This is a genomic window from Paenibacillus jamilae, from assembly GCF_050482105.1.
GTDB lineage: Bacteria > Bacillota > Bacilli > Paenibacillales > Paenibacillaceae > Paenibacillus > Paenibacillus jamilae_B.
This window is the reverse complement of record NZ_JBCNHI010000020.1, coordinates 118,240-143,475: the sequence shown is the minus strand read 5'-3', so window position 1 is coordinate 143,475 and position 25,236 is coordinate 118,240. Positions and strand designations below refer to the sequence as shown.

The following is a 25,236-nucleotide window of genomic DNA, read 5'->3' as shown; positions in this document are numbered from 1 at the left end:
TAGCATTTTGCACCATTCGACTTGCAAGCTTTTCAATTCAGTATTTATGATTGGAAACTGTAATTGGAATCATGTAAAAATGCTTATAATTGTAGTGCTTTTCTTGATTTAAAATCGACATCCTTGTAATACATATCCGCTACGAGCAGATTCGGTCCGCAACATGCAGCCGCATCACAGTGACAGTTCACAGTCTGATTCAACGGATGCTCATTCAGCCATTCACCAAAAATATTATCCAAACTGTTTTCCTGAATGTTTCCGAAAGCTGGAATGTCTGCAAAATCCGTTACATATACGCTACCCGTGAACATATTCACATTTACACGGTTTCTTCCGTCCGGATCATTACGCACCGTGATATTCGGCTCTTGTCTCAAACGGCGAAGCAGTTTGCGATCTTCTTCCCGATCTGAACAAGCAAAGAATGGGAGTGTGCCAAACAACATCCACATGTCCTGATTTCGTACATCCAGCAGCCTATCAATCGATTTCCGCATATCATCAAGCGAAAGTACAGGCAGGGCAGAGGCAAAATTCGATGCATACATCGGATGAACCTCATGCCTGCGGCATCCCATTTCGTTGATCAACTGATGAATGCCATCCAGCTTCGTGTGTGTCCGATAGTTAATCATGGACTCGGCTGAAATGAACATGCCCATTTCGCTTAATTTACGTGCATTCTCTATCATTTTTTCATACAGGCGAACAGCACCCGCGCGTGGAGTCGGACGTCCGGTATTGGCAAATCCCACTTCATAAAAATCGTCGGCGTTCAAATAGTTAAACGAAATATGCATGACATCCAGATACGGAAGCATTTTCTCATATCTGCGGATATCCAAAGTCAGGTTGGAGTTGATTTGCGAACGAATACCGCGCTCCTTCGCATATTTCAGCAACGGAACGATCACTTCATCCACTGTTTTATCCAGCAAAGCAGGCTCTCCACCTGTAATACTTATGGTTTCCAGATGCTCAACTTCGTCCAGCCGCTTCAGCATTAAGTCTAAAGGAAGGAAAGGAGCCTCCTTCATAACCAACATATCGCCAACAGCGCAATGCTCACAGCGCATATTACATAAATGTGTTACAGTCATTTCCACGCTTGTAAGCAAATGACGGCCATGTGTACGCAGTGAGACAATCGGGTCCCACGGATCATACGTCGGCGATATTTGGGGCAATGTGTTATTTTGAAGAACTGTCATTATGTTTTCACCTTATTTCTGTTATTAACCTCAAAAGACGTATAATTATCATATCATGATGTGTAAAGTGTCTGCATGCTTTCTTCCACATCATCTGCTAATCTACGTGTACTCCTCCGAAAGGGCCGGTAGCAGCGCCCAATGTGTTTGTAATCATAACCGAAAGGGACACGGACAAATCCACATCATAAGGTGCCTTCAGCTCCTGCCCATCCCGGTCTCTTACAATACGAATAACAGGCCTTTGCGGAATTTTGGGATGTATACGCACTACGACTCCCTCTTCTCCCGTGTTGAGCACTACAGACAGCCCCAGAGGGTAAATAGCTACACAGTCACGGAAGGCTTCCAGCATCCGCTGCTCATACAACGTTCCTGCCCCGGCATATAGCACTTCCATTGCTTCATAAGGCAACAAAGCCTGTTTGTATATCCGACTTGCTGTCATCGCATCATACGAGTCCGCCAGGCCGATCCATTTCGCATATTCGTGGATTTGGTCCTTTTTCCAACCATGTGGGTAGCCACTGCCGTCAATACGCTCATGATGCTGTAATGCACAATGAGCTGACAACAAGGGAATCCCGGGTTCGTCTTTAAGTAGCTTATAGCCGATCACTGTATGTGTTTTCATATGCTCATATTCCTCGTCCGTCAATTTACCCGGCTTATAGAGCACTTGAGGTGAAATCTTCATTTTACCAATATCGTGCAATAATGAACCTATCCCCAGCTCCATGAGCTGGTTATTATCGTAGCCGTTGGAAATCCCCAGGACTAGTGAATACAAGCATACGTTCAAAGAATGATGATATAAATCCTGATCCGCGGCCCCGATATCCATCAACATAATGATGGCGTCCTGGCGGCCTCCAATATCGTCCAGAATGGACTCCATTACCTTATAAAAGGACTTGCCAAAATATTTGTGCTTATGATCTACGGAGTAGGATGACAAACCCTGAAACTGCTTTTTGATTTCCTGTAGCGCCGCGGCCCTTGTCTGTTCATGGATCATCTCGGGAATTACGATATCTTCTGTCACAGCATCCTCAATGTATACATATCCAATACCGACTTGGCCTAGACGTTCAATCAATCGCGAAGTAAGCTCAACACCTTCCGAGAGCAGCACCATTCCATTTTCATTGTATATTTTTTTGCCCAGCTTCATGCCGGCTCTCAATAATGTAACAGGTACCAGTCGCAGCTTAATCCTCTCCCGATTGTTTTGATACCTGAAGCCACCTAGCTGCAAAACATTCTTCTATCGCGCCCGGACGCTTCAACTCCATTTCAATCAAATCCCGTAAAAATTCTGGAAGCATAAATCGGAGATCTGTTCCGTTCGCAAGCACCTTATAACCTGCTTTGAATGTGAACATATCCAACGTGCCCACAGTGTATTCCCCATCCTCTTCCAAGGATTGACCCGCTACACGAATGTCCGTCACTTTTTCATAAGGAGCACGGTCCGGGTCATACTGAATGGTCAACCCCTCCACACACATCGTGCCCAGCACTTTGCCTCTGAAACCAAAGCCCGTCATGGGCTTGTCTATAAATTCAGGCAGCAAAGACTGCTCCAACGCCAAGCGAATGTCTCCTCCCCGCAACTTCATCACACAGGGGTTAATCGGCGATGGGCATAAGGAATGCAGTATTCCTTTGCTGATATCTCCTTGAGGCAATGGACCGAGCAGTTGGCCTGCATTGACGAGAGCAATGTCGGTTCCTGTAAAATGGGACACCGATTGTGCCAACAAATTCCCGAAAGGGGACTCCTGATCATAAGCGATCTTAAGTTCCCGATCCGTTACTGCCACCGTGCTCTCCATGGCGCGTTCCGCTTGTCTCCGATGCATTACAATGGCGGATGCCACTTTTTCGTCCAGCAGCGTCTGATCTACAGGAACCACACCTCCTGAGGTGACTCGAAACGGTTCAAGACTATGGTTACGGGTTAGTGTCACTTCACCGAGCAACGCTCCGAACTTACCTGCCCCGCACAAAACGGTGTTCCCGATCCATAGTGGTTCCTCCAGTACATGGTGGGTGTGACCGCCAAGGATAACATCAATTTCAGGAAATCGGGACGCCAATTGCTCATCAGAGGGTAATCCCAGATGAGACATCACGATTACTACATCCACCTGCTTTCTGAGTGCCTCGATCTGCTTTCCTAGCACCTCAAACGGATCGAGCACATCCCAGCCCAGTAATTGGTAAAACTCGGTAAAGGCAGCCGTCACACCGAGTAAACCGATCTTGATCCCTGCTTTGTCCAAAATAAGGGATTCCTTCATCCACGAAGGACTCATCCCCGTAGCACGCTCTGTCATATTGCCACATACGACTGGACAATGAATGCCCGCATATGCCTGCTCAATCATATCCGGGGTAAAAGTCAGACCCTCATTGTTACCGATCGTAATGGCATCGTACCCTGTCAGATTAATCACATCCACATTTGCCCCACCGAGCGTTCCTTCAGTTTCGGGGGCCATCCGGTCCATGTGGTCTCCTATGTCCAGCACAAGTAGCGCATCTCCTGATGCAGCTCTTCGTTCATTGATCATCGCGGCTATCGAAGGCATACTGCCAAAATGACTATGGATGTCATTGGTATGCAAAATGGTCAACGTTTGCTGAGTCGTCATCTCCATAACCGCCCTCCTTTATATTTTATATATCGACTTTGGAGCTTCTAATGTTTAAGCATACCATGTTATTTAGCAATATGGTACATATGAGTGGGCATAGGTACCATATCGTACTGTAGTCTCTCTACAATTTCAAGTCATAAGCATAGTAAAACTCGTTGTCGTAACCTTCTATGTGTAACTCAAAGGAAACGGGTTCTTGGGACCCATTTCACAGCTTGGAATAATAGTAAATTAGTCGTTGTCATCCCATATAATTCTTGATATATTAGGTTTGTTTCGTATTTTCGACAAATTTACGACAATAAGGAGGTTAGCGCATGAGAGTTCACGTTACCGATGCCAAGCCGGGAGATCGCCTCAAATCCGATACATACAATGGGCATGGTGTGCCTGTCATGATACAGGGCACCGAGCTTCAGCATGACGATATTTCCAAGCTCATTATGCACGGTGTCGATTATATCGACATTGATGCTGGTTCTGCGAGCATTCCGGTTGGCTTTGCCCCCGATGTTCCAGCTTCCCCCGAGTCCCTTAAACGCGCCGTTCCCCTCATAGAGCAGACAATCAGCGGCTTTGAAAGCATGTTCCTCGAAGCTTCCTCAACTGGAAAATTTGAGGAATATCGAGTTGATGAGCTGTTCGGGCCTCTCGTTTCGGAGCTGGCTCGTCAAAAGGATGTCGTATCTCTGCTGTTAATTATGGAACGGGGAGATCATTATACTTACAATCATTCTCTCCAAGTAGGAATACTATCATATTACATTGCCACCTGGCTTGGATACACAGAAGAAGAGGCATATACCGCGGGTAAAGCTGGATATTTACATGATATAGGCAAGTCCATGATACCGGATGAAATTTTGAACAAACCGGATAAACTGACACCTGAAGAATTTCATGAGATGAAGAAACATTCTCTGTATGGCTATGATATTATCCGCAATTCAACCAGCGATGAAATTTCAGCAATTGTCGCCTTGCAGCATCACGAGCGCGAAGACGGAAGTGGATACCCCCACGGACTATTTAAGGAAGAGATTCATCCTTTTGCCAGCATCACAGCTGTTGCCGACGTATATAGCGCAATGATTTCCAATCGTGTGTATCAGACGAAGCAGGAGTTGCTCACCGTATTACGTGAGCTGCACAGCATGAGTTTTGGACATCTGAATCCCGAAACTACCCAAGTGTTCATCAGACATATGCTTCCGAATTTTATTAATAAGCAAGTTCTATTAACGACAGGTCAGACAGGAACCATTATTCTGAACAATCCTGTGGATTACTTTAGCCCCTTAGTAAGAATTAACGATAATGAATATATAGATTTGTCCAAGGATCGGCATGTATCCATTGATGAAATTTATCTGGAATCCTGATCTGCCACTGCCACCCAGCGTTACTTTGTTTGTACGGAATGATTATTCGAAGCACAGGCTACACGAATGAAAAGAGACTGTCCTTATCCGTAGGTTTTTCCTACAAAGGACAGCCTCTTTTTGTATTATGGACATAAGTCTAATTTTGTCTCTAATGCTTTGGCAAACGCATTTTGATGAGCATTATCCCGTACAATCAAAAAAGCCAATGTCTCCCGGAATGTTTTGTTCGTGCTCATTTCGTAAATTCGGGATTTTTGCAAAACCCCTGTAGATTCGAGTACGAGATTATCAAGCAAATCAGATTGCCGTGGGAATAGACATAACTGCCTAACCAAGGATTACCACTCGCATCAACGGGTAAGGAACTTTGAGCTCCCATAATAAAATGATGAGGATTGGCATGTTTTATCGCTTCATCCAAAGGAGCATGATTTAAATCCCTATATTAAACAGAGTTATCACGGAAAATGGCTACTCTATTTTATCATTTTTATACAAGTCAAAGAAATAAAAAATTATTCTCATAAAGGCTTCTATCAGTCTAGTATCAGGGGTATTTGTTGTTAGGCAGCTCCTCGTTTTGTTGTGCATTGAATGGGTTAATATAGCTTGGATTCACTAAACTGCTTTAAACCTATAGGAGGACTAATTATGTTTAGACATCAAAAAGAGTTGCAGTTCGAAGTGAAAGTAGAGCGACCTGACCCTCTATTTGCCCGACAGGTACAAGAAGTTTTGGGAGGCCAATTTGGAGAAATGACCGTGATGATGCAGTATTTGTTTCAAGGGTTTAACTGTCGCGGTGATGAAAAATATAAAGATATGTTAATGGATATTGGAACAGAAGAAATAGGGCATGTGGAGATGTTGTGTGCTTTAATTAGTCAATTACTTGATGGGGCTAAACCAGAAGATCAGGAGCAAGCTGCCAAAGACCCTGTTACAGCTGCCATTATGGGAGGAATCAACCCGCAACACTTGCTGGTTAGTGGTCTTGGCGGATTACCTACTAATTCAAATGGAGTTCCATGGAACGGTTCTTACATTGTTGCTAGTGGTAATCTTTTGGCAGATATGCGCTCCAACCTGCATGCAGAGAGTCAAGGTCGATTGCAGGTTGCAAGACTATATCATATGACCCAAGACGAAAGCGTTAGGGCTACTTTACGGAAAATGCTAGCACGCGATCGCTACCATCAGTATCAATGGATGGCGGCAATCCAAGAATTAGAAGAAAAAAATGGTGTTGTGGTACCGGCTTCCTTTCCTCCTGAAGCAGAGCAAGAATCCCAGCCTGAAGCATATGAGTTTTGGAACCTGTCTGAAGGCGAGGAATCCAGTGAAGGTCTGTGGGCAACAGGTAGCGCACCAGATGGAACGGGAAGCTATGTATACATCTCTAATCCCGTTGCCAAAGGTCAAATCTATAGTGCCAAAATACCAGCAACCGAATTACATCATGACTTAGATCATAAAACCTCAGATAAATAAATATGTAGAAGCGAGCTGTCCCAACTTTTTGGGGCGGCTTTGGCTTTTTGTCGACCAATGTGGGCGACAAAAAATACGTGTCTAAATGAATTGAACGAAAGTGAGTCAAAAATCATTGTAAACACGTATTCGGAGGTAACCAAATAAATAGAAGAAGACGAACTCCAAAAGTTCGCCTCCTCTACTAACAGAGAATCCGAGTCAGTACACAATCGGTACGGCCTCGGTTTGCAGTTCTTTGGTGAACGGCTCGAACCACTGTTCATTAAATAAGAGGTGCCTCAATCAATGTTGCGAAATTAAACTGGTGTACGTGACCATCATTTAATGTAGTTTGGCCCGTAACAAAATGTACGTGTTTTCCATTTCCGACTGGAATAGCTGGTCCTGTTCTAATTTTTTTCAGATTATGAAAGTGGTTCAAGAAATCAGTTTTGGTAAGATCAATTTCATGGACATGACTTCTTCCAACTCGAATTGCTTGCCCAGTGACACCTGCAAAGCGGTGGTTATGTCGGTCTGCGCCTGCTTCAGCCAGTTTGGTACTACCTTCAAATTCGTGCACATGCCTCTGTGTCTGTTTAGGAGAGATTGTTTTCTTCTTGACTACAGGTTTATTCTTCTGCATCCGTTGCCTGCCTCCTTATGTTTGGTTCAGCTTTTACAATATCCTATTAAGCAAACATAGTTACGTGCTAGGCAATTATCTGCAGTCCTAACAATAAATTTTTGGTTTCGCAAAACTAGAATGTCGGTAGCCGAACTGAAGAAATATGTTATAAGACAATTAGAAACTGCCGACATCAATTTAGACATAACATTACAAAAAAAAGAAGAAGACGAACTTAAAAAGTTCGCCTTCTACACTAACGAGAAATCCGAATCGGCACAAAATCAGCACGACTTCATTATAACAGCTTTAGATGGCCTTAAAACCTTATCGCATCAAGGATGACTAGGTTTTAACCGATACTACCTTCCATCTCGAACTTGATCAAACGGTTCATTTCTACCGCATATTCCATCGGCAGTTCTTTGGTGAACGGCTCGATAAAGCCCATGACGATCATTTGCGTCGCTTCAGCTTCGGTCAGACCGCGGCTCATCAGATAGAATAGCTGATCTTCCGATACTTTGGACACCGTTGCTTCGTGCTCAAGTGTGATATCGTCATTCATGATCTCATTATAAGGAATAGTATCCGAGGTTGACTGATTATCCAAAATCAACGTATCACACTTGATATTCGATTTTGCACCCTGAGCCTGACGACCAAAGGAAGCCAATCCGCGATACGTTACTTTACCACCGTGCTTACTGATCGACTTGGATACGATTGTGGATGTAGTATCTGGTGCCAAGTGGATCATTTTCGCACCTGCATCCTGATGCTGGCCTTTGCCTGCAACAGCGATGGACAAGACCATCCCTTTCGCTCCACGACCTTTCAATACAACAGCAGGATACTTCATTGTCAGCTTGGAACCGATGTTACCATCGACCCATTCCATCGTTGCATTTTCTTCAGCAACCGCACGTTTGGTTACCAGGTTGTAGATGTTGGGTGCCCAGTTCTGAATCGTTGTGTAACGAACGCGTGCGTTCTTCTTACAAATGATTTCCACCACGGCACTATGCAGCGAGTTCGTGCTGTAGATTGGAGCCGTACAGCCTTCTACATAATGCACAAAGCTGTCTTCGTCAGCAATAATGAGCGTACGCTCAAATTGACCCATGTTTTCCGAGTTGATACGGAAGTAAGCCTGCAACGGAACTTCACATTTTACGCCTTTAGGCACGTATATAAAGCTACCGCCTGACCATACTGCACTGTTCAGTGCCGCAAACTTATTGTCCGCAGGAGGTACAACTGTGGCAAAATACTCTTTCAGAATCTCGGGATGCTCACGCAACGCCGTATCGGTATCCATGAAAATGACACCCTGCTCTTCCAGATCCTTTTGCATGCTGTGGTAGACAACCTCGGATTCATATTGCGCGGATACACCAGCCAGAAACTTTTGCTCCGCTTCAGGAATCCCCAGTTTATCAAAGGTTTCCTTAATTTCTGTAGGAACCTCTTCCCATGTTTTCCCTTGTTTCTCGGAAGGTCTTACATAGTACTGGATATCATCGAAATCCAGTTCATCCATGTCTCCGCCCCATTTTGGCATTGGCATTTTTTCAAATTGTTTCAATGCTTTCAGACGGAACTCCAACATCCAATCTGGTTCACCCTTAATTTTGGAGATTTCTTTTACAATTTCCGGAGTGAGACCCTTACCTGTTTGGAAAATGGACTTGTGCTCGTCACGAAAACCATACTTATACTCTTCCATTTCCGGTGCTTTCTTGGCCATGTTTCTCAAACCTCCTCTATCCTATTTAAATTATTTATCTTCATCAATCCCTTTGCGCAGCGCGTTCCAAGCCAATGTCGCACATTTAATACGAGCTGGGAACTTATTAACACCTGACAAAGCTTCCAATTCTTCATAATCGTCAAATTCGACGGCTTCGCCCTTCATCAAGGAGGAGAAACGGCTCGCCATATCCAAGGCCTGATCAATCGTTTTCCCTTTGACCGCTTCTGTCATCATCGAAGCCGAGGACATACTAATCGAGCAGCCTTCGCCAGTAAAACGGGCATCCTCCACCACGCCGTCTTTCGTTTTGAGTTGAAGGGATATCCGGTCACCACACGTAGGATTGTTCAAATCCACCGTAACAGCATCGTCCTCAAAACGTCCGCGATTACGCGGGTTTTTATAATGATCCATAATCACGCGTCGGTACAAGTCATCAAGTTGCATCGCCAAAATACTCCTTCGTTTGGATTAAGGCGCTGACCAGAGCGTCGATTTCCTCTTCCGTATTATAGAGGTAAAAGCTGGCACGTGCAGTGGCACTGGCTTTCAACCAGCGCATTAATGGCTGACAGCAATGATGGCCTGCACGTATGGCCACCCCTTGGCTATCCAGTACAGTAGCTACATCATGCGGATGCACATCATCCAGGTTGAATGTTACGAGCCCGACATGACGTTCAGCAGGTCCGTAAATCGTCAAACCCTCTACTTCACGAAGACGGTTGAGGGCATAGTTGGATAGACGGCTCTCATGCTGGGCAATGGCGTCTAGTCCGATGCTTTCCAGAAAATCAATGGCAGCTCCCAGGCCAACAGCTCCAGCAATAATCGGGGTGCCGCCTTCAAATTTCCAAGGCAGCTCCTTCCATGTGGATTCATACAATCCGACATCGTCGATCATTTCACCGCCAAACTCAACGGGCTCCATGTTTTCCAGCAACGCCTTCTTGCCGTAGAGTGCACCAATTCCTGTAGGGGCACACATCTTATGACCAGAGAAAGCATAAAAATCAGCATCTATGTCTTGCACGTCTACTTTCATATGTGGCGTGCTTTGTGCACCGTCGATAACGATGACTGCACCTTTGCGATGAGCAATAGCAGCAATCTCTTTGACCGGATTTACAACACCAAGCACATTGGAGACATGCGCAATCGCTACAATTTTTGTGTTTTCTGTGACGGTTTTCTCCACGTCAGCAAGATCAACGCTACCGTCCTCTTGAAGCGGAATATATTTTAAAGTCGCACCCGTGGCTTTGGCTACCTGCTGCCACGGAATCAGATTACTATGATGTTCCATTGGTGTGATGACAATTTCATCACCCTCCTTACAGTTAGCTCTACCGTAAGAAGAAGCCACCAGATTCAGTGCAGTTGTTGTCCCGCGTGTAAAAATGATTTCTTGACTGCGCTTGGCATTCAGAAAGCGGGCTACCTTCTCTCTCGCACCTTCATAAGCATCCGTAGCCCGGCTACCTAAGGTGTGCACACCACGGTGCACGTTCGAATTATCAAATTCGTAATAGTGCTTGATCGCCTCGATGACCGCCAGGGGCTTTTGCGAAGTGGCCGCATTATCCAAATAAACCAGCGGATGACCGTTAATCTCCTGATGTAAAATCGGGAATTGTTCACGGATCAATGCAGTGTTCATTGGCCTAACTTCCTTTCAACAAGGCTTTGCAGCTGATGTTGAAGTCCTTCAAGCGGAATTTCAGATACGACTGGTGCCAGGAAGCCATAAATAATCAACCGTTCAGCTTCTGCCCGGCTAATTCCGCGGGACATCAAGTAATACACTTGCTCACGGTTAACCTGACCAACCGAAGCTGCGTGTCCTGCCGTTACATCATCTTCATCAATCAGCAGGATCGGGTTAGCGTCACCACGTGCTTGCGGGCTGAGCATCAGAACACGTTCCGTTTGCTGACCGTCTGCTTTGGTAGCACCTTTTTCAATTTTCGTAATTCCGTTAATGATGGAAGATGCTTCTTCACGCATAACTGCGCGCGTAATCATCTGACTAGCAGAATTTTTACCAAAATGCTGTGCTTGAGTCGTATAGTTCAGCTTTTGTGAGCCGGAACCTACAGCAATAACCTTGGCATCCGAGTTGGAGCCGTTGCCTTTAAGCACGGACATAGTATTGCTTGCTGTATTACCGTTATTCATTTCGCCTACGATCCATTCGATAGCAGCGTCATTTCCCAGTGTGGCACGACGAATGGAAATATCCGTTACTTGCTCTCCAAACTGATGCACAGTGGCATAACGCACTTTAGCCCCCGCATTTGCAACCACTTCTACCGCACCGTTATGAAGAACAGGTGCCGCCAAATCCGCAGATACATAGTTGTCTACGTACGTCACGGAACTATGATTTTCAGCTATGAGCAGCACATGCGGCGCAAATGTTGCAGTCGCATCGTCCGTAAGGAACACAGCTTGAAGCGGAACATTCAGCTCTACATTTTTAGGCACATAAGCAAATACTCCGCCGTTCCAGAGTGCTGCATGCAATGCAGATAATGAATTTTCTTCAGCTTTAATAACAGTATTCAGATGAGCTTTGACCAAATCAGCATGCTCTTTGACCGCCGTTTGCAAATCCGTGAAAATGACGCCTTGCGCCGCCAGTTCCTCGCTCAGCTTCACGTATACCGCACCGGAGTTGCGCTGTATAATCAGACCGCCCTCCTGCTGTTCTTTGACCAGATCGGCAATGGCTGCTGGAACCTGCCCTACCGATGCAATGGCCTCGCTCAGTTTATGTTGACCGTAATCGTTTAAATTCCAACGCTCGATTTTTGTTTTTTCAAATACCGGAAGCTCCAGTTGGCCTGCAAGCTCAAGTGCTTTTTGTCTGTCTTCGGCCAGCCATGCTGGCTCGCCATTACGTTCAGACAGAACACGCAGTTGCTCGGAATCTACCGGAAGGATTGTTTGTGTTGTCATCAGTTTTCCTCCTCGCTTCCGGCTTACGCCTCTTGTCCCACAGTTTCATCAACAATACCCAGTTCTTCCTTGATCCAGTCGTAGCCGTCCGCTTCCAGGCGCTCTGCAAGCTCAGGACCACCGGATTTAACAATACGTCCTTGCATCATCACATGTACATAATCTGGTTTAATATAGTTCAACAGACGTTGGTAGTGAGTGATCACAAGGAAGCCACGGTCTTCAGAACGCATAGCATTTACACCGTTAGCTACGATTCTCAAAGCATCGATATCCAGACCGGAGTCAATTTCGTCCAGAACGACAATTTTCGGATCAAGCATCATCATTTGCAGAATTTCATTCCGCTTTTTCTCACCACCGGAAAAACCTTCATTCAAGTAACGGTGAGCAAACTCAGGATTCATTTCAAGCTCTTTCATTTTGCTTTCCATTTGGCGGATAAACTTAATCAGGGAAATCTCTTGTCCTTCTTCACGACGCGCGTTGATTGCACTACGCAAAAAGTCGGAGTTTGTTACCCCTGCAATTTCACTTGGATACTGCATTGCCAGGAACAAGCCTGCACGTGCACGCTCATCCACTTCCATATCCAGCACGTCTTCTCCATCCAAGGTTACTTTGCCATCTGTGACTTCATATTTAGGATGACCCATCAAAGCAGAAGCGAGTGTACTTTTACCTGTTCCGTTAGGACCCATGATGGCATGGATTTCTCCACCCTTCATTTCGAGGTTAATACCTTTCAAAATTTCCTTGCCTTCAATGGTCGCTTTGAGACCTTCAATCTTAAAGTTTGTAGCCATATTCGCAATACCCTCCAAAAAATGTAGTGTGGTGTCGAAATCAGAAAGTATATTTAAACAGGGGAGCCCCCTGATTTCAAGCAAATGCAATATTTCAAAATTTATTTATAATCATTCTAAACTGATTCTCAATGATTCTCAAGTTATTTTATAATAAATATCTTTAAGGGTGCAACTAACAGACGCACGTTATCCTCCTTTCTTCATAAAATGTTCATCCTACCAAGCACACAAATAGCAAAATCCATCCTACAAATGTTTGTATAGTTACAGTGTAGTACAAAAACCATGGCATACATAATCCTTTTAGCCATAAAAACGCTACTGACAGCATGACGTCAGTAGCGTTTTACATGTAAGGGGTATTTTAAATTCCTCAAGCTAAAGCATATCCGATTAAGTAAAGTCCTTGAGAGTTAGCCCAAATAAGAACGAAGCATCCACATATGTTTTTCCAGATCCGCCTTATAGCCGATCAGCAAATCTGCAGTAGGCTGGTCGGAATTACTTTCCGCCAATTCGATACCTTCCTGAAATTCCTCACATACAGTCGCAAAATCCTCAATGAGGGTTTGCACCATTTTCGGAGCATCTTCATTGCCAGTGGCCTCGTTAATTGAGGACAACTCCAGATATTCCTTCAACGTTGCGGAAGGAGAGCCTTTCAAGGCGAGCAGACGTTCAGCAATTTCGTCCATTTTCAATGTCACTTCATTGTATAATTCCTCGAATTTGACATGGAGTGTATAAAAACTGGAGCCTTTCACGTACCAGTGATAGTTATGAATTTTTACATATAACACATTGAGGTTAGCGACTTGACGGTTTAAAAGCTCCTCGACCGATTGGGTTTGCGTATTTTTTGAGTTACTTGTTGTTTTAGCCATCATAAATCCCTTCCTTTTTATCAAATTGACTTTCAGAAGCGTTTACGTATCCATCACCGTCACTGCTGACGGTAAGACGCCAGCGGGCATTCGAATATCACCTGCCGGACGTCTGTTTTATACTTACCCTTTCTGTACAGAGACGAAACAATAAGAACAGTTTCCTCTCTTCCAATCTATCATAAAAAAAATGTACAAAATTTCAGTGAATTTCGTTATACTTTCTCTATCCTATCAAAATACTTGGTTTAATAATGTGATATTTTTTTCACCCATTTACATGTGCACAATTTACGGAGGTGACCTCATTGTCCAAATATCATCCCTTAACGACTGAAGAAGCCATTGAATTCGTGAAGAACATCCCCGGATTTTTCAGTCAGACAGCCCATCTAGAATGTCGAGAAATCGGTGACGGCAACTTAAATCTGGTTTTTCATATTACGGATTCCAAGTCTAACAAGAGTATCATTGCCAAGCAGGCACTTCCCTATGTAAAAATTGTAGGTGAATCCTGGCCGTTGTCGCTGGATCGCGCACGTATTGAACGAGAGGCCCTTCAGCAGGAACACCGGCTTTGCCCGGAATTGGTTCCCGCAGTACTGAGCTACGACGATGAGCTGGCGTTAACCGTGATGGAGGATCTTAGCTCACACACAATCATGCGCAGGGGGCTAATAGAAGGCAACACCTACCCTCATTTTGCTAATCATATTGGGGAGTTTCTGGCACGCACACTCTTTTTCACCTCAGATTTAGGCATGAATCAGCAGGATAAAAAAGAGCTGGTTAAACGCTTTATCAACCCTGAACTTTGCAAAATAACTGAGGATCTGATTTTAGATGAACCATATCGCTTCTCAGACAATAACAACTATGGTGTATACATTGAAGACGAAGCCGAGGCACTCCGATCAGATCAAGTGCTTCATCTGGAAGTGGCTTTGCTGCGAGAAAAGTTTTTGACACGAACAGAGGCGCTTCTGCATGGTGACCTTCATACGGGCAGTATTTTTGTTACAACTGAATCAACTAAAGTCATTGATCCTGAATTTGCCTACTACGGCCCTATGGGGTTTGATATCGGGGCGGTCATCGCCAATCTGCTGTTGAACTACGCAGCACAGCCTGGATGGACTTCTGGTGAGGAGGCTCTAAAAGAACGGCGTGACTGGCTTCTGGAGACTGCCATTCAAGTATGGGAGCGGTTTGAGGGTAGGTTCCGTAAACTGTGGGACGAACATGTCACTGATCATATGGCACGTACACCAGGATACCAGGACTTGTACCTTCAGAAAGTGCTGCAAGATACAATTGGCTTTGCAGGGTGCAAAGTGATCCGCCGGATCATCAGTCTGTCGCATGTGGCGGATATCGATACCATCGCCGATCCAGACATCAAGGAAGCCGCAGAACGCTTGGCGTTATCGATCGGAAAAGCTCTGGTTCTCCGCAATCGCGAGCTTCATTCGATCCGGGAACTAGAAGATATTGTTCGGACAGCAACAGCGAGCCAAACCAAAGGAGCATCATGCATATGAGTGAAAACATAGAATGGACCCCTACCTCCTCCCGAAAAGCAGCTATGACTGGACAGGCTTTATCTTCGCTGGTATGGAAGGGTACCCACTTGTCCATGCTGGATCAGCGTCTACTGCCCGAAACGATCGTCATGCTGGATTTATTCACCACCGAAGAAGTGTGGGATGGCATCCATGCCATGAAGGTACGGGGGGCTCCCGCCATTGGCATGGCCGCAGCCTACGGTGTTGTGCTGGGGGCTGTCTCCTATCGAGGCAATGACGCTACTGGGTGGCTGGAGCATGTACACGAAGTGTGTGGCCATTTGGCCACCTCACGGCCGACTGCCGTGAATCTGTTCTGGGCTCTGGACCGCATGAAGAAGCGTGCCGGCGAACTCGTCACTGAAACTAAGGGAGGCCAGATCGAAGACTGGAATGCAGGGCTGGAGCGTGAAGCTATAGCCATTCAGGCAGAGGATGAAGAAGTTTGCCGCCTAATCGGCATCCATGCTTTACCTTTGTTCGAGGACGGGATGGGCGTACTCACTCATTGCAATGCAGGCGGCTTGGCAACAGCCAAATACGGAACAGCGCTGGCGCCTATGTATTTGGCTCAGGAGAACGGCATCCACCTGAAAGTATTCGCTGACGAAACTCGCCCCGTATTACAGGGTGCGCGTCTGACCGCCTTTGAGCTTCAGCAGGCAGGTATAGATGTCACCCTGCTCTGTGACAATATGGCAGGCATGGTGATGTCCAAAGGATGGGTTCAGGCGGTCATTGTCGGCACAGACAGAGTTGCCGCTAATGGGGATGTGGCCAACAAAATCGGCACCTACAGCCTGGCTGTACTGGCGAAGGCACATGGTATACCTTTTTATGTTGCCTCGCCGTTATCTACCATTGACTTGCAGACAGCGACTGGCGCAGATATTCCAATTGAGGAGCGTGCCGCAGAAGAAGTTACCGAAAGCTTTGGCAAAAGAACTGCCCCACAAGGCATCAAAGTCTACAACCCCGCTTTCGACGTTACACCTCATGAGTACATTACGGCCATTATTACCGAAAAAGGAATGGTTCAGGCCCCTTTTAGCGAGAACCTCACCGCTTTGTTTGCCGATTAATTGCTCTTGCAGGTTATACACTTCGTATATAATTCAAATAGTTCAAATACTTCACTCGATAGAATGAAAAATTTCACAGAAAAAACCGGAGCCGTAGCGCCCGGTTTTTTGATTTTTTTGCTTTTATCCAACAACTATTACTAGGCTTCCTACACCAGTTTTAATAGTGCTTCATAGCCTGGCATCCCCGGCTTAATTCCAAGTTGCTCAGCTTCCGTTGTCACTGACTCCATTGGTGCTTCTAACAGTTCCTTCAGCGTTTTTACCCCTACAGCTCGTGCAGCAAGAATTTTCCGATCCGCCAACCGCTCATTGAGTAATCCGACATCCAACGCACCACACATGATGTAACCACGGGAGTTGGAGATCGTCAACAGCGTTGTTTTAGGCAGTTTGACCTCGACCCCGGTAAATGTATGCTCACCCACTTGAATGGGTTCCATGTGTATCATGGTTATTACATGCACCTCCTCTTTGTTCATCCGGGATATTTTATGCGGCATTTGCGGGTAAGTGTGGACACTCGTGGATATATTCAAAATTTTAGGCGGATCACGTATGTACAGCAAAACAGGCAATGTCAAAAAGACTAGACAAAATCTTTCCTTGCTAGTCTCTGTGATCATCGTAATATTCTAGGTATACGCTTTATTCAAGCTTCTTCAAGTACTGTGGCGGTACAAAGTCGGCAAGCCAAACTCCATGGTTGGCTTTATAAAACTTCACTTGATTAGCCAATGCCTTTGCTGTGTCGACTTCGAGGATCACTAGTTCCCCGCGTCTTTTACCTGCTAAAATCGCAAACTCAAGAGCTTCAGACAGATGTACATACGTTCGGCCCATTGGCTTAATTCCTTCAGTGAAAATGTTATGAATTACCTTTGTGTTTGTACCGTGATAGAGAACTGCTGGTGGAGTAGCTTCCTCATAATTTAATCTGCCTGCACTGTGCCCATAATTAGCTCTTATGTACCCATTAACCATCTCATATCTTTGTTTTGGACAATGGCTTACTACTTGCTCGATATCCGACTCACTGACCTCAGACCATCTATTCTCTGATCTTATTCCTTGAATCAGATCTTGAATGTCACAATAACCCTCATGGTCCAGCTCCAGACCATACTGTTCTGGTGTATGCCTAAGAATCTTACTCATAAATTTACTGAGGCTCTCTTCTTGTTTTGGCGTTAACATGATGTACTCCTTCTAATAAAATGTTTTTCTATTTATAGTAACCAATCTGATGATTCATAGCGTCTTGTGAAGTAAAGCACCAATGCCCCGATAAGGAAGATTGTAGCTCCAATAAAAAAACTTCTTAGACTATTTATGCTAAAAGCCATCGCTATTATTGCAACTCCTAATCCACAAGGAAAATACACGAAAATACCTCTTACCAAAGCCATAATAAAGAATTTCCGATTCATAAATCCCCCTCCTTTCTAATATGTAATTTATTATATTAAAATAGTTAGATTCTCACATGAATTTTCCCCATACCAGTCTTCATCAAAGTAATATTCGCTTAATTTATTTTACAAAATCGTATTACTTGTGTTCCGTTTTTTATATCTTCAATGTTTTCTGAATCCTTTACACTAATTCCAATTAGCGGATGGTTAGTAATGGAGAAAGAAATGCTTATATCCAATACGTCCAGTTCGCTTTTCGTTCCATCTATCTTATCTACTTGTATTTTTGAACCTATCAAACCTTTCAAATTGGTATGATCCTGCTTATCTAAACCAAAATTCGTTCCAATTAAAATGATTCCTTTATTGGGTGTTTTTAATAATATCGTCTAACTTCATAATCTCCAAAAGAGAACCTCTCCATTCTAGCGTTCATGTATGAACACTATATCTTTAACTTCCCTAATTTTGATACCTACGTTTTTTAATCTAGTAATTCCATCTCTTAATAGCACTCAGGTTATGGATGAAGAATTTAACGTTATAACTAGGAACTTTACACTTGACGAAGCTCAAGCAAGCATTCGAACTGCACGATTTGCTCCTGATTTCACCCAACTAGAAAGAATCATCCCACACTCTTATTCCAATTTAATCACTATGAAAAAAGCTTACTCTCTATGTTTAGGGAGCAAGCTTCACGGATTAATTGTCTTCTGAATCTTCATTCCATAATCTATCAAATTCTTCGTCCGTTAATCCATCCTCTTTTGTATGAGGAGCATAATAATGTCCATTAGGATCAATTAGATATTTGACCTGTTCCTCTGCATCTGAGATCACAATTGTATACTCATCATCTGCTTGGAATACAGTTGGAATTATACTTACCATTACAAGCCAAACTGGGAGATTGGAATCGTCAAACTGAGTATAAAATTTTACAGTACGTTCCTTTGTACCGTCTATTGTTCCAGAAAGGTTATACTTCTCCTTGTAGTTCTCAGCTATTTGCATAGCTCGTTCAGCTGTGAGATGTTTGCTTATCTTTTCACTCATTATTTTCAAAACCTTTCCAGCCCGGTGGAGGCCAATCCCCGTTTCTTAATTTATAGATATATTTTTGTGAAAAGAGAATTTCACCATCATTAAATAGCTCTTTGTTTTTCATGATTTCATTATAAACGAATTCTTCTCTCTCAAGAGTGCTTTGTTGTAGATAGTTATCCTTCCCTAGTTCCTTCCACTGCTTGGCATGATAAGACTCATGAATTGCACTCAAATTTGTCGGTTCTTTTCTCAAAACTATTTCTCCTGTAGCTGGATTAAAACCAGCCGCAGCACTTTCAGGCAAAATTTTATCTTTCTTATCAATTAAAACCTTTATTTCTAGTGCATCCATTTCTTTTTTAAATGACTTCATTTCACTAACATTCATAATTCTGTGTCCAGTTGGAGTTACCTTCCTCTGACCACTTACAGGCATCTCTTCCCACGATTTCAAATCTAGATCATGGCCTTTGGGAAATGGTCTAACTTCACCGTTTAACTTTATTGTACTACCAATCCCAATTTTAGGCTTAATTACAGAACTAACTCCTCCAAACAATCCTGCTGTACCGATTATATTAGCCCAGTGTTCCTTTGACCAGGCATTGTTGGGATTGAATGCTCCCTGAATCATACCCGTTACTCCAAATGTACCGAAATTGAGCATGTCATTCCATGAATCATTTTGTTTAGCTGCCCGTTCCATGTATCCTTGATACATTCCTTTTGGAATACCATATGACATATAATCTAAGAAGCTCCAAACCGAATCAAACTTCTTCTCATAGCGTACTGAATTAGCGTCTACAAAATCCTGACCTAGTTCAGTTAAGTATCTACTGATTTCTGGAATGCATTTCGTGTATCTGGAGCAGGAACAGCACATGAATTAGGTGGAGGTGGTAAACAACTTGCGTCAATGTTACCTGCTTCCATCAGATCTGCTAATTTGAATTTATCTGCATGATGGCGTAGTTCTTTAGAAATGGAGTCCGTAAGTGTAACAAAGTCATTCATATTCTTTTGAGAGGTCTGGAAGGAATAGTAAAAGTGTTCCTTTGTTATACCCTCCCACAACTGCCCCATAGATAAAATTTGTTGTACTAAGTTACTGTTCATATGAGTTGCCGTTTGCTGTGCTAACTCAAACTGCTTGGAGACAGTCATAAGCTGCTCAGGTGTCACCTTAATGGTTGTCATAATATACCTCTAGTTTAAGTTCGTTATGACATAGTAACACTATTCAAATTTATGGAAAACCATCTTAATTCCTAATTGTTATGTGAAGGATTAACCTTTCTACCTATGTCTAAAGACCTTATAGTTGTAACGACAACCATATCCTGCAATTCAGGATCAAGAGTGAGAAGTTTTTAGTAGTTATGTAACTGCTGCTTCGTGATGCCAAGTTCCTGAGCAATACCGGTTTGTTTTTTAGCATAGGGATTAAAATTAGTTGACTCCCTGTCAGTATGCTGATTTTTTCATTTTGGACACCATAAATTCTCTCCAACTCAACAATACATTTAGCGATCTTTTTCATACAAATCAAAAGGGCTAAACGGACAATCCCGTCTAACCCTTAATTGTGACTTAATATTCTTCTTTCAAAAACAAAAGTTTCGAACTATCTAAACAAATGTACTAACTACCTATGTGCCAGCCAAACACTGAGAAACCACCGTTAGAAAATGCCTGTGGCATACCAAAATCTTGAAGGTTTATTGTTTGTGTGCTTGCTATAAAAACTAATAAGAAAGTAGTCGCGAATAACCCTTTAATCAAACGTTTCATAACATTACCCCATTTCCACTAAATTTCGATACTCCACTTTAGCTTCATCTGTGACAAATTGGCGACAACGTTCAAACATTCTCACGCAACGAAGTATAGAGTGCTCATTATTGATTATAGTGGATATTCTCATACAGTCTAATAAGTAACTAATTCCCTTCTTGTATTGACCATTGGTCAAATAATAGTCAGCCAATTCACTTAAAAAGCCAACAAGCTGATCATTAATATTCTGCTTGTCATTCGTTTGTCTTCCTTCTTGATCATGTATGTTGGATATTTCCCACTCAAATTGGCTCAAAATACTGTCTACATTTAATTTATAACGATTGGCTACTATCATTATATTCCACAGACCCGGTAGTAATTCCTCTCTGTTTGTTGAAATAAGATCAATATATAAAGGAAGTACCTCTGTATCTCCAGCCATGAGTTTAGTTAAACATATGTTAGCCTCGCCCCATTCTTGAAACAAGCTTTTCCAGCGCAATGCTTCTTCGTCGGTCTCTCTCACCCAATCCAAATCACAAGACTCATACGCAATTTGTAACGCCAACTCATATTTTCCTTGTTCATAATAAACGCCACCAATAAGTGATTTACTGAATGCTATATAAAAAAATAACGGTCGCTGAGGCTTGCACTCTCCCCTCTTCTGGGAATATTCTAAGGAGTATTGTGCTTTGGCTAAAGTTCTTAAATCCTTAGCAATTTCCTTAACGCGTTCCCATTTTCGCAATGATCGGTATACATTAGCCAAATCTATAAGGGCATCTAATTGGTCTATAGCATCGAGACGTTTAACAAATGGCTCAAATTGAAGTGCTGATTGGAAATTCTTTTCTTGGTCATTTCCAATCTGAATCTTAAATAGGCGATATTGACAGATGGCTAGGCGTTCAGAGTGTTGATATTTCTCCGCTTCAGCTACCCCCTCATAGAGTATCAATGCCGCTTCTAGTCGTCCCTGCGCCAACAATCCTTCTGCAATTTCAAATAGTTTGGGCGAATAGAGTAGATTGTCCATGATGGCTCCCACCACTCGACGGATCGCATCCAACTTTTCCAACTCCGCACAGCGATATAAAAACGGTTCAATTCGCCTCATATTAGGAGGATGGTCAATGATGTAGTTTTCTATAAATAGATCATAAAAGTGACCCTCTGGTAAGCCCATAGCTTCAGTAATTCGATCAAGCTGATTAATAGACATAGATTTGTTACCTGTTACAATGCTACTTATTATTCCCCTATTCATCCCTGTAATTTGTCCAAATTGCGATAAGCTCAAGCCTTCTTGTTTAAGATATTGCTCCAATTCTGCTCTAATCGTGGGTGTAATTTTCATGGATTAAACCACCCTTTCAACGTGAACTCATAATACGATGCATAGTTAAAATTATTATGTAGTTGTGAAACAAGTAGTAGAATGCTCTAATGATCATGATTGTACCATCTTTTGGAATAAAATCATATACCTTTCATATATGAACTTAAGATACCTTTTAGGATAGTTTGCGATGATTTTATGACTAAGGGTATCATCTTTATGTTGATCTATAGTTTATTGGGTAAATCATAATACAACTCATCCAATACAAAGTTACTCCATTAAATAGTCATGTATGTACTCCCTTGTAATTAATCTATGAATTGAGCTTAAATTGGGTGTATGACATACAAGCAACCTTAATGATATTAGAGATGGTATAAAATTCAGGCTATGTCGGGGAGTGGAAGTGCTAGGCACATATTTATATAAATTGAATGGTTATTTGATTTCACCCCTCCGTTCCAGAAAATTTTCCGTATCGGTACCAATTAATTCAGGAAGAGATATCATTTCGAATATTTTGCCTACTGGAAATGCGCAGGCATTCTGCATATTTACCAAATTGTTCGAAAGTCTGAATCGATCGCTTATAAAATGATGTGCTGCTGCATTATTTGGAAATTTAATGGGAGTTTTGGGTGTAAACTATCCCCCCTTAAAATTAAAACTGAGGGAAGTTATGAAGGAAAAGGGGGTCACTCAGATGTAATTATCAGAAAAAGCAAATGTACGACAAGCAGCAATATCCGAATTGTGCAGGAATGAACGTGAAGAAGTTAATTTAGCGATGTTGACAAGAATTGCTGACGCATTAAACATTAAAAATGTATCTGTATTGATGCAGTTCGAGGAAAATGAGGAATAGCACACAGTATAATAAATTTATTACCTACATAGACACAGCAAAGAGCCTAGACAAGATATCTAGGGTTGTTTTTGTACCCCGATTGAACGCAATTTTACGTTGAATGAATCAAGCGTCCGAAGAGAATAAAGTCCGAAACTACTGCCGTTTTATTAAACTAACTTATCCCGTTAATTCAATGACTTCACACTCTTTATAATGCGGTTCACCGTGAGTTATCCTACAATTTATCGGATAGATTAGCTAATTTTACATTTCAGATGTTACTAATAGACATACGAAACATTTCAAATCCATTAGGCAGACTTTCTGACACTCCTACACCCTCGAAGTTATTGACATTGTATGTTTGAGCAGGAGTGGGTCTGTGTGGACTTCTGAACGACTTTGATAGGGTTGTGATAGACCTTAATGTAGGATTGAAACATGCCTGTGAAGGCTGTTTAGTCGTTCTCATGAAGTGGTTAGGGATAGTTGGAGTACACCTTTTCCATGTTGGTCGTTATCACATATACCGTAGGCACTTCCATAGACCGACTATAAGCAGAATATGAAGCTATAACGGATATTGTAGTTAGTTCCAACATATGGTAGCATAAAAGCTAGTATACAAAGCATAGATTTCATGTAATTTCTAATAGAAAAGTTCATCATTGAAGGAGCAACTAAATGGAACCTAATTTTAAACTTAAGAATCTAAATGGTGAGGAAGTAACCATTTTTGAATTGCAAGAAGCAATGGGAAAAGGGGAGGTTACTTCTAGGGAACTTGTTATGTACTACATGTATCGTATTGCAACACACGACCAGAGTGGTCAAAATATAAATTCTATAATGGAAATCAATCCAGATGCGATTTTTATTGCAGAAGCTCTAGACAAAGAAAGAAAAACAAGAGGAATTAGAGGGTATTTACATGGTATACCTGTTTTGTTGAAAGAAAATATTGAAACAAAGGACAAAATGCGGACGAGTGCAGGAGCGTTAGCACTGGAAAACAACATTAGCGAAACGGATGCCTTTCTTGTAAAAAAACTTAGAGAAGCTGGAGCCATTATCCTTGGAAAAACAAACATGACTGAATTGGCAAACGGTGTATCCTCAAATATGTGGGCAGGTTACAGTTCTAAAGGCGGACAAGTATTAAATCCATACGGTGACTTTTTCGTGGGTGGGTCAAGTTCTGGTTCTGCTGTAGCTGTGGCGTCAAATTTTACAAGTGTTGCAGTTGGAACGGAAACTTCAGCATCAATTTTAAGTCCAGCTATTCAAAACTCGATTGTGGGTATAAAGCCTACAGTTGGGCTTATAAGTCGTACAGGTATAATACCTTATTCCTATTCTCAAGATACCGCTGGAGCAATTGCAAGGACAGTATCAGATGCGTCAATCTTACTTAGTGTACTTGCAGGTAAAGACGATAATGACCCTGCTACATGGAAAAATGATGATACGATTGACTATTCAACTTACTTAGACAAGAATGGCTTAGAAGGGGCGAAAATTGGGGTTTATAGAGATGTACCATTAGAGCAATTTCGTGACCCTGACGAATATGATAAAATATTATTTAATAATACTGTAGAGGAACTAACAAATGCGGGAGCAATCGTCATTGAAGACATTGAAATGCCAGCCTTCGATAGGAAATGGAATTGGAACAAGTTAAATAACGAATTTAAGCATGGTCTTGATAACTATCTCCGAAACCTTCCACAAAGTATGCCTGTACATACATTTAGTGAATTGGTTGAGTGGAACGAAAAAAACTCCGAGAAGGCTTTGAAATATGGACAAGATTTACTGAAGAACCGTCAACATTTAGTGAATCCATTGAAGAATCCGAACTATATATTAGAGTCTTTAACTGATTTATATTATTCCCAGAATGAAGGCATAGATTATGCCATAGCGAAATACGGATTGGATGCAATTATGTTTCCATCATATGTGGGAGCAGAAATTTGTGCAAGGGCAGGGTATCCATCAGTAGCTGTTCCCGCTGGCTTCAAAGACAACGGCAGACCATTTGGAGTTACGTTTGCAGGAAAGGCATTTAGTGAACCTATGCTAATTCGTATAGCATTTGCATATGAACAACGAACAAAACATAGAAAAAAGCCGTTACTCAGTTATAAGTAAAAGAGAAGTTCCATGCAAAGAAACCACTCCATTGTAAGGAGTGGCTTTGTCTTTATATAGAGGTATATTTTGTGGTCAAATTGTACTTTGTGTTTAAATACACTACGGTACGGTGAACCGTATCATATATTCAAATATCATGGCTACGCCATACTGCCCGTTAGCTTAATACCAGCAGCCAGTCTACAACTTTGTTTTCTTGGTCAAAAACTTT

At 42.6% G+C, this 25,236-nt stretch carries 21 protein-coding genes and 2 pseudogenes; 5 read left to right on the top strand and 18 right to left on the bottom strand.

Annotated elements, in window-relative coordinates; translation table 11 throughout:
• Nucleotides 1-83: 83 nt before the first annotated feature.
• The 3 genes from yfkAB to ABEW32_RS19485 form a co-directional block, all read right to left on the bottom strand.
• Nucleotides 84-1,214 carry a radical SAM/CxCxxxxC motif protein YfkAB gene (gene yfkAB / locus ABEW32_RS19495; protein WP_430190847.1) on the bottom strand — a complete coding sequence of 377 codons (1,131 nt, stop codon included), beginning with the start codon at nucleotides 1,212-1,214 and terminating at the stop codon, nucleotides 84-86.
• 97 nt (nucleotides 1,215-1,311) lie between these two features.
• Nucleotides 1,312-2,472: an HD-GYP domain-containing protein gene (locus ABEW32_RS19490; RefSeq protein WP_430190844.1), complete on the bottom strand. Its 1,161-nt coding sequence runs from the start codon at nucleotides 2,470-2,472 to the stop codon at nucleotides 1,312-1,314.
• The gene (locus ABEW32_RS19485; protein WP_430190841.1) at nucleotides 2,426-3,880 is read right to left on the bottom strand and encodes a bifunctional metallophosphatase/5'-nucleotidase; all 1,455 of its coding nucleotides are present in this window, start codon (nucleotides 3,878-3,880) and stop codon (nucleotides 2,426-2,428) included. Before ABEW32_RS19485 ends, ABEW32_RS19490 begins: the two co-directional genes overlap by 47 nt.
• 317 nt (nucleotides 3,881-4,197) lie before the next feature.
• Between ABEW32_RS19485 and ABEW32_RS19480 the strand changes: the two genes are divergently transcribed.
• Nucleotides 4,198-5,262, top strand: a complete 1,065-nt coding sequence (locus ABEW32_RS19480; RefSeq protein ID WP_430190838.1) for an HD-GYP domain-containing protein — start codon at nucleotides 4,198-4,200, stop codon at nucleotides 5,260-5,262.
• Nucleotides 5,263-5,408: 146 nt separating this feature from the next.
• Here the strand turns inward: ABEW32_RS19480 and ABEW32_RS19475 are convergent.
• Nucleotides 5,409-5,698, bottom strand: a pseudogene (locus ABEW32_RS19475) (manganese catalase family protein); the annotation flags it as partial.
• A 218-nt stretch (nucleotides 5,699-5,916) separates the two neighbouring features.
• Here ABEW32_RS19475 and ABEW32_RS19470 point away from each other — a divergent pair.
• Entirely contained in the window at nucleotides 5,917-6,756 is an 840-nt protein-coding gene (locus tag ABEW32_RS19470; protein ID WP_430190836.1) for a manganese catalase, read from the top strand.
• Nucleotides 6,757-7,021: 265 nt separating this feature from the next.
• Here the strand turns inward: ABEW32_RS19470 and ABEW32_RS19465 are convergent, their stop codons facing one another.
• The 7 genes from ABEW32_RS19465 to ABEW32_RS19435 all read right to left on the bottom strand — a co-directional run bounded on the left by ABEW32_RS19465 (nucleotide 7,022) and on the right by ABEW32_RS19435 (nucleotide 13,776).
• Nucleotides 7,022-7,384 carry a YmaF family protein gene (locus tag ABEW32_RS19465; RefSeq protein ID WP_430190833.1) on the bottom strand — a complete coding sequence of 121 codons (363 nt, stop codon included), beginning with the start codon at nucleotides 7,382-7,384 and terminating at the stop codon, nucleotides 7,022-7,024.
• Between the two features lie 334 nt (nucleotides 7,385-7,718).
• A complete protein-coding gene (gene sufB / locus ABEW32_RS19460) occupies nucleotides 7,719-9,116 on the bottom strand; it encodes a Fe-S cluster assembly protein SufB (protein ID WP_016819590.1) in 1,398 nt (465 codons plus the stop codon).
• 30 nt (nucleotides 9,117-9,146) lie between these two features.
• Nucleotides 9,147-9,569, bottom strand: a complete 423-nt coding sequence (gene sufU, locus ABEW32_RS19455; protein WP_013309555.1) for a Fe-S cluster assembly sulfur transfer protein SufU — start codon at nucleotides 9,567-9,569, stop codon at nucleotides 9,147-9,149.
• Nucleotides 9,559-10,782, bottom strand: coding sequence for a cysteine desulfurase (locus ABEW32_RS19450; protein ID WP_430190831.1), 1,224 nt, complete (start codon nucleotides 10,780-10,782; stop codon nucleotides 9,559-9,561). Before ABEW32_RS19450 ends, sufU begins: the two co-directional genes overlap by 11 nt.
• Nucleotides 10,779-12,083, bottom strand: coding sequence for a Fe-S cluster assembly protein SufD (sufD, locus tag ABEW32_RS19445; protein WP_430190829.1), 1,305 nt, complete (start codon nucleotides 12,081-12,083; stop codon nucleotides 10,779-10,781). The genes ABEW32_RS19450 and sufD overlap by 4 nt, the downstream gene beginning before the upstream one ends.
• Before the next feature lie 23 nt (nucleotides 12,084-12,106).
• Nucleotides 12,107-12,889 carry a Fe-S cluster assembly ATPase SufC gene (sufC, locus tag ABEW32_RS19440; protein ID WP_013370290.1) on the bottom strand — a complete coding sequence of 261 codons (783 nt, stop codon included), beginning with the start codon at nucleotides 12,887-12,889 and terminating at the stop codon, nucleotides 12,107-12,109.
• Between the two features lie 416 nt (nucleotides 12,890-13,305).
• The gene (locus ABEW32_RS19435) at nucleotides 13,306-13,776 is read right to left on the bottom strand and encodes a Dps family protein (RefSeq protein ID WP_430191986.1); all 471 of its coding nucleotides are present in this window, start codon (nucleotides 13,774-13,776) and stop codon (nucleotides 13,306-13,308) included.
• A 308-nt stretch (nucleotides 13,777-14,084) separates the two neighbouring features.
• Here ABEW32_RS19435 and mtnK point away from each other — a divergent pair, with 308 nt between their 5' ends.
• A complete protein-coding gene (gene mtnK / locus ABEW32_RS19430) occupies nucleotides 14,085-15,317 on the top strand; it encodes an S-methyl-5-thioribose kinase (RefSeq protein ID WP_430190826.1) in 1,233 nt (410 codons plus the stop codon).
• Complete coding sequence (gene mtnA / locus ABEW32_RS19425; protein WP_430190824.1) at nucleotides 15,314-16,423, top strand: S-methyl-5-thioribose-1-phosphate isomerase; 1,110 nt, start codon at nucleotides 15,314-15,316, stop codon at nucleotides 16,421-16,423. The genes mtnK and mtnA overlap by 4 nt, the downstream gene beginning before the upstream one ends.
• Before the next feature lie 149 nt (nucleotides 16,424-16,572).
• Here the strand turns inward: mtnA and ABEW32_RS19420 are convergent, their stop codons facing one another.
• The 7 genes and pseudogenes from ABEW32_RS19420 to ABEW32_RS19390 all read right to left on the bottom strand — a co-directional run bounded on the left by ABEW32_RS19420 (nucleotide 16,573) and on the right by ABEW32_RS19390 (nucleotide 22,030).
• Nucleotides 16,573-16,875, bottom strand: coding sequence for a YunC family protein (locus tag ABEW32_RS19420; RefSeq protein ID WP_123797037.1), 303 nt, complete (start codon nucleotides 16,873-16,875; stop codon nucleotides 16,573-16,575).
• Nucleotides 16,876-17,071: 196 nt separating this feature from the next.
• The gene (locus ABEW32_RS19415; RefSeq protein WP_430190821.1) at nucleotides 17,072-17,620 is read right to left on the bottom strand and encodes an RNA 2'-phosphotransferase; all 549 of its coding nucleotides are present in this window, start codon (nucleotides 17,618-17,620) and stop codon (nucleotides 17,072-17,074) included.
• A 32-nt stretch (nucleotides 17,621-17,652) separates the two neighbouring features.
• Nucleotides 17,653-17,853 carry a hypothetical protein gene (locus ABEW32_RS19410; protein WP_430190819.1) on the bottom strand — a complete coding sequence of 67 codons (201 nt, stop codon included), beginning with the start codon at nucleotides 17,851-17,853 and terminating at the stop codon, nucleotides 17,653-17,655.
• Between the two features lie 690 nt (nucleotides 17,854-18,543).
• Nucleotides 18,544-18,897: a hypothetical protein gene (locus tag ABEW32_RS19405; RefSeq protein WP_031463195.1), complete on the bottom strand. Its 354-nt coding sequence runs from the start codon at nucleotides 18,895-18,897 to the stop codon at nucleotides 18,544-18,546.
• Nucleotides 18,890-20,088, bottom strand: a pseudogene (locus tag ABEW32_RS19400) (WXG100 family type VII secretion target). The gene ABEW32_RS19405 and the pseudogene ABEW32_RS19400 overlap by 8 nt, the downstream one beginning before the upstream one ends.
• 444 nt (nucleotides 20,089-20,532) lie before the next feature.
• The gene (locus tag ABEW32_RS19395) at nucleotides 20,533-20,682 is read right to left on the bottom strand and encodes a hypothetical protein (RefSeq protein ID WP_153794997.1); all 150 of its coding nucleotides are present in this window, start codon (nucleotides 20,680-20,682) and stop codon (nucleotides 20,533-20,535) included.
• A 4-nt stretch (nucleotides 20,683-20,686) separates the two neighbouring features.
• Nucleotides 20,687-22,030, bottom strand: coding sequence for a helix-turn-helix domain-containing protein (locus ABEW32_RS19390; RefSeq protein WP_430190815.1), 1,344 nt, complete (start codon nucleotides 22,028-22,030; stop codon nucleotides 20,687-20,689).
• A gap of 1,519 nt (nucleotides 22,031-23,549) precedes the next feature.
• On the opposite strand from ABEW32_RS19390, the gene ABEW32_RS19380 reads away from it, so the two are divergent.
• Complete coding sequence (locus ABEW32_RS19380; protein WP_430190812.1) at nucleotides 23,550-25,022, top strand: amidase family protein; 1,473 nt, start codon at nucleotides 23,550-23,552, stop codon at nucleotides 25,020-25,022.
• Nucleotides 25,023-25,236: the final 214 nt, after the last annotated feature.

What these genes read in the sequence shown, in the direction of transcription:
- yfkAB (WP_430190847.1), bottom strand. Translation starts at nt 1,214, where the DNA reads ATGACAGTTCTTCAAAATAACACATTGCCCCAAATATCGCCGACGTAT.
- ABEW32_RS19485 (WP_430190841.1), bottom strand. Translation starts at nt 3,880, where the DNA reads ATGGAGATGACGACTCAGCAAACGTTGACCATTTTGCATACCAATGAC.
- ABEW32_RS19480 (WP_430190838.1), top strand. Translation starts at nt 4,198, where the DNA reads ATGAGAGTTCACGTTACCGATGCCAAGCCGGGAGATCGCCTCAAATCC.
- ABEW32_RS19470 (WP_430190836.1), top strand. Translation starts at nt 5,917, where the DNA reads ATGTTTAGACATCAAAAAGAGTTGCAGTTCGAAGTGAAAGTAGAGCGA.
- ABEW32_RS19465 (WP_430190833.1), bottom strand. Translation starts at nt 7,384, where the DNA reads ATGCAGAAGAATAAACCTGTAGTCAAGAAGAAAACAATCTCTCCTAAA.
- sufB (WP_016819590.1), bottom strand. Translation starts at nt 9,116, where the DNA reads ATGGCCAAGAAAGCACCGGAAATGGAAGAGTATAAGTATGGTTTTCGT.
- sufU (WP_013309555.1), bottom strand. Translation starts at nt 9,569, where the DNA reads ATGCAACTTGATGACTTGTACCGACGCGTGATTATGGATCATTATAAA.
- ABEW32_RS19450 (WP_430190831.1), bottom strand. Translation starts at nt 10,782, where the DNA reads ATGAACACTGCATTGATCCGTGAACAATTCCCGATTTTACATCAGGAG.
- sufD (WP_430190829.1), bottom strand. Translation starts at nt 12,083, where the DNA reads ATGACAACACAAACAATCCTTCCGGTAGATTCCGAGCAACTGCGTGTT.
- sufC (WP_013370290.1), bottom strand. Translation starts at nt 12,889, where the DNA reads ATGGCTACAAACTTTAAGATTGAAGGTCTCAAAGCGACCATTGAAGGC.
- ABEW32_RS19435 (WP_430191986.1), bottom strand. Translation starts at nt 13,776, where the DNA reads ATGGCTAAAACAACAAGTAACTCAAAAAATACGCAAACCCAATCGGTC.
- mtnA (WP_430190824.1), top strand. Translation starts at nt 15,314, where the DNA reads ATGAGTGAAAACATAGAATGGACCCCTACCTCCTCCCGAAAAGCAGCT.
- ABEW32_RS19420 (WP_123797037.1), bottom strand. Translation starts at nt 16,875, where the DNA reads ATGATACACATGGAACCCATTCAAGTGGGTGAGCATACATTTACCGGG.
- ABEW32_RS19415 (WP_430190821.1), bottom strand. Translation starts at nt 17,620, where the DNA reads ATGTTAACGCCAAAACAAGAAGAGAGCCTCAGTAAATTTATGAGTAAG.
- ABEW32_RS19410 (WP_430190819.1), bottom strand. Translation starts at nt 17,853, where the DNA reads ATGAATCGGAAATTCTTTATTATGGCTTTGGTAAGAGGTATTTTCGTG.
- ABEW32_RS19405 (WP_031463195.1), bottom strand. Translation starts at nt 18,897, where the DNA reads ATGAGTGAAAAGATAAGCAAACATCTCACAGCTGAACGAGCTATGCAA.
- ABEW32_RS19395 (WP_153794997.1), bottom strand. Translation starts at nt 20,682, where the DNA reads ATGAAACGTTTGATTAAAGGGTTATTCGCGACTACTTTCTTATTAGTT.
- ABEW32_RS19390 (WP_430190815.1), bottom strand. Translation starts at nt 22,030, where the DNA reads ATGAAAATTACACCCACGATTAGAGCAGAATTGGAGCAATATCTTAAA.
- ABEW32_RS19380 (WP_430190812.1), top strand. Translation starts at nt 23,550, where the DNA reads ATGGAACCTAATTTTAAACTTAAGAATCTAAATGGTGAGGAAGTAACC.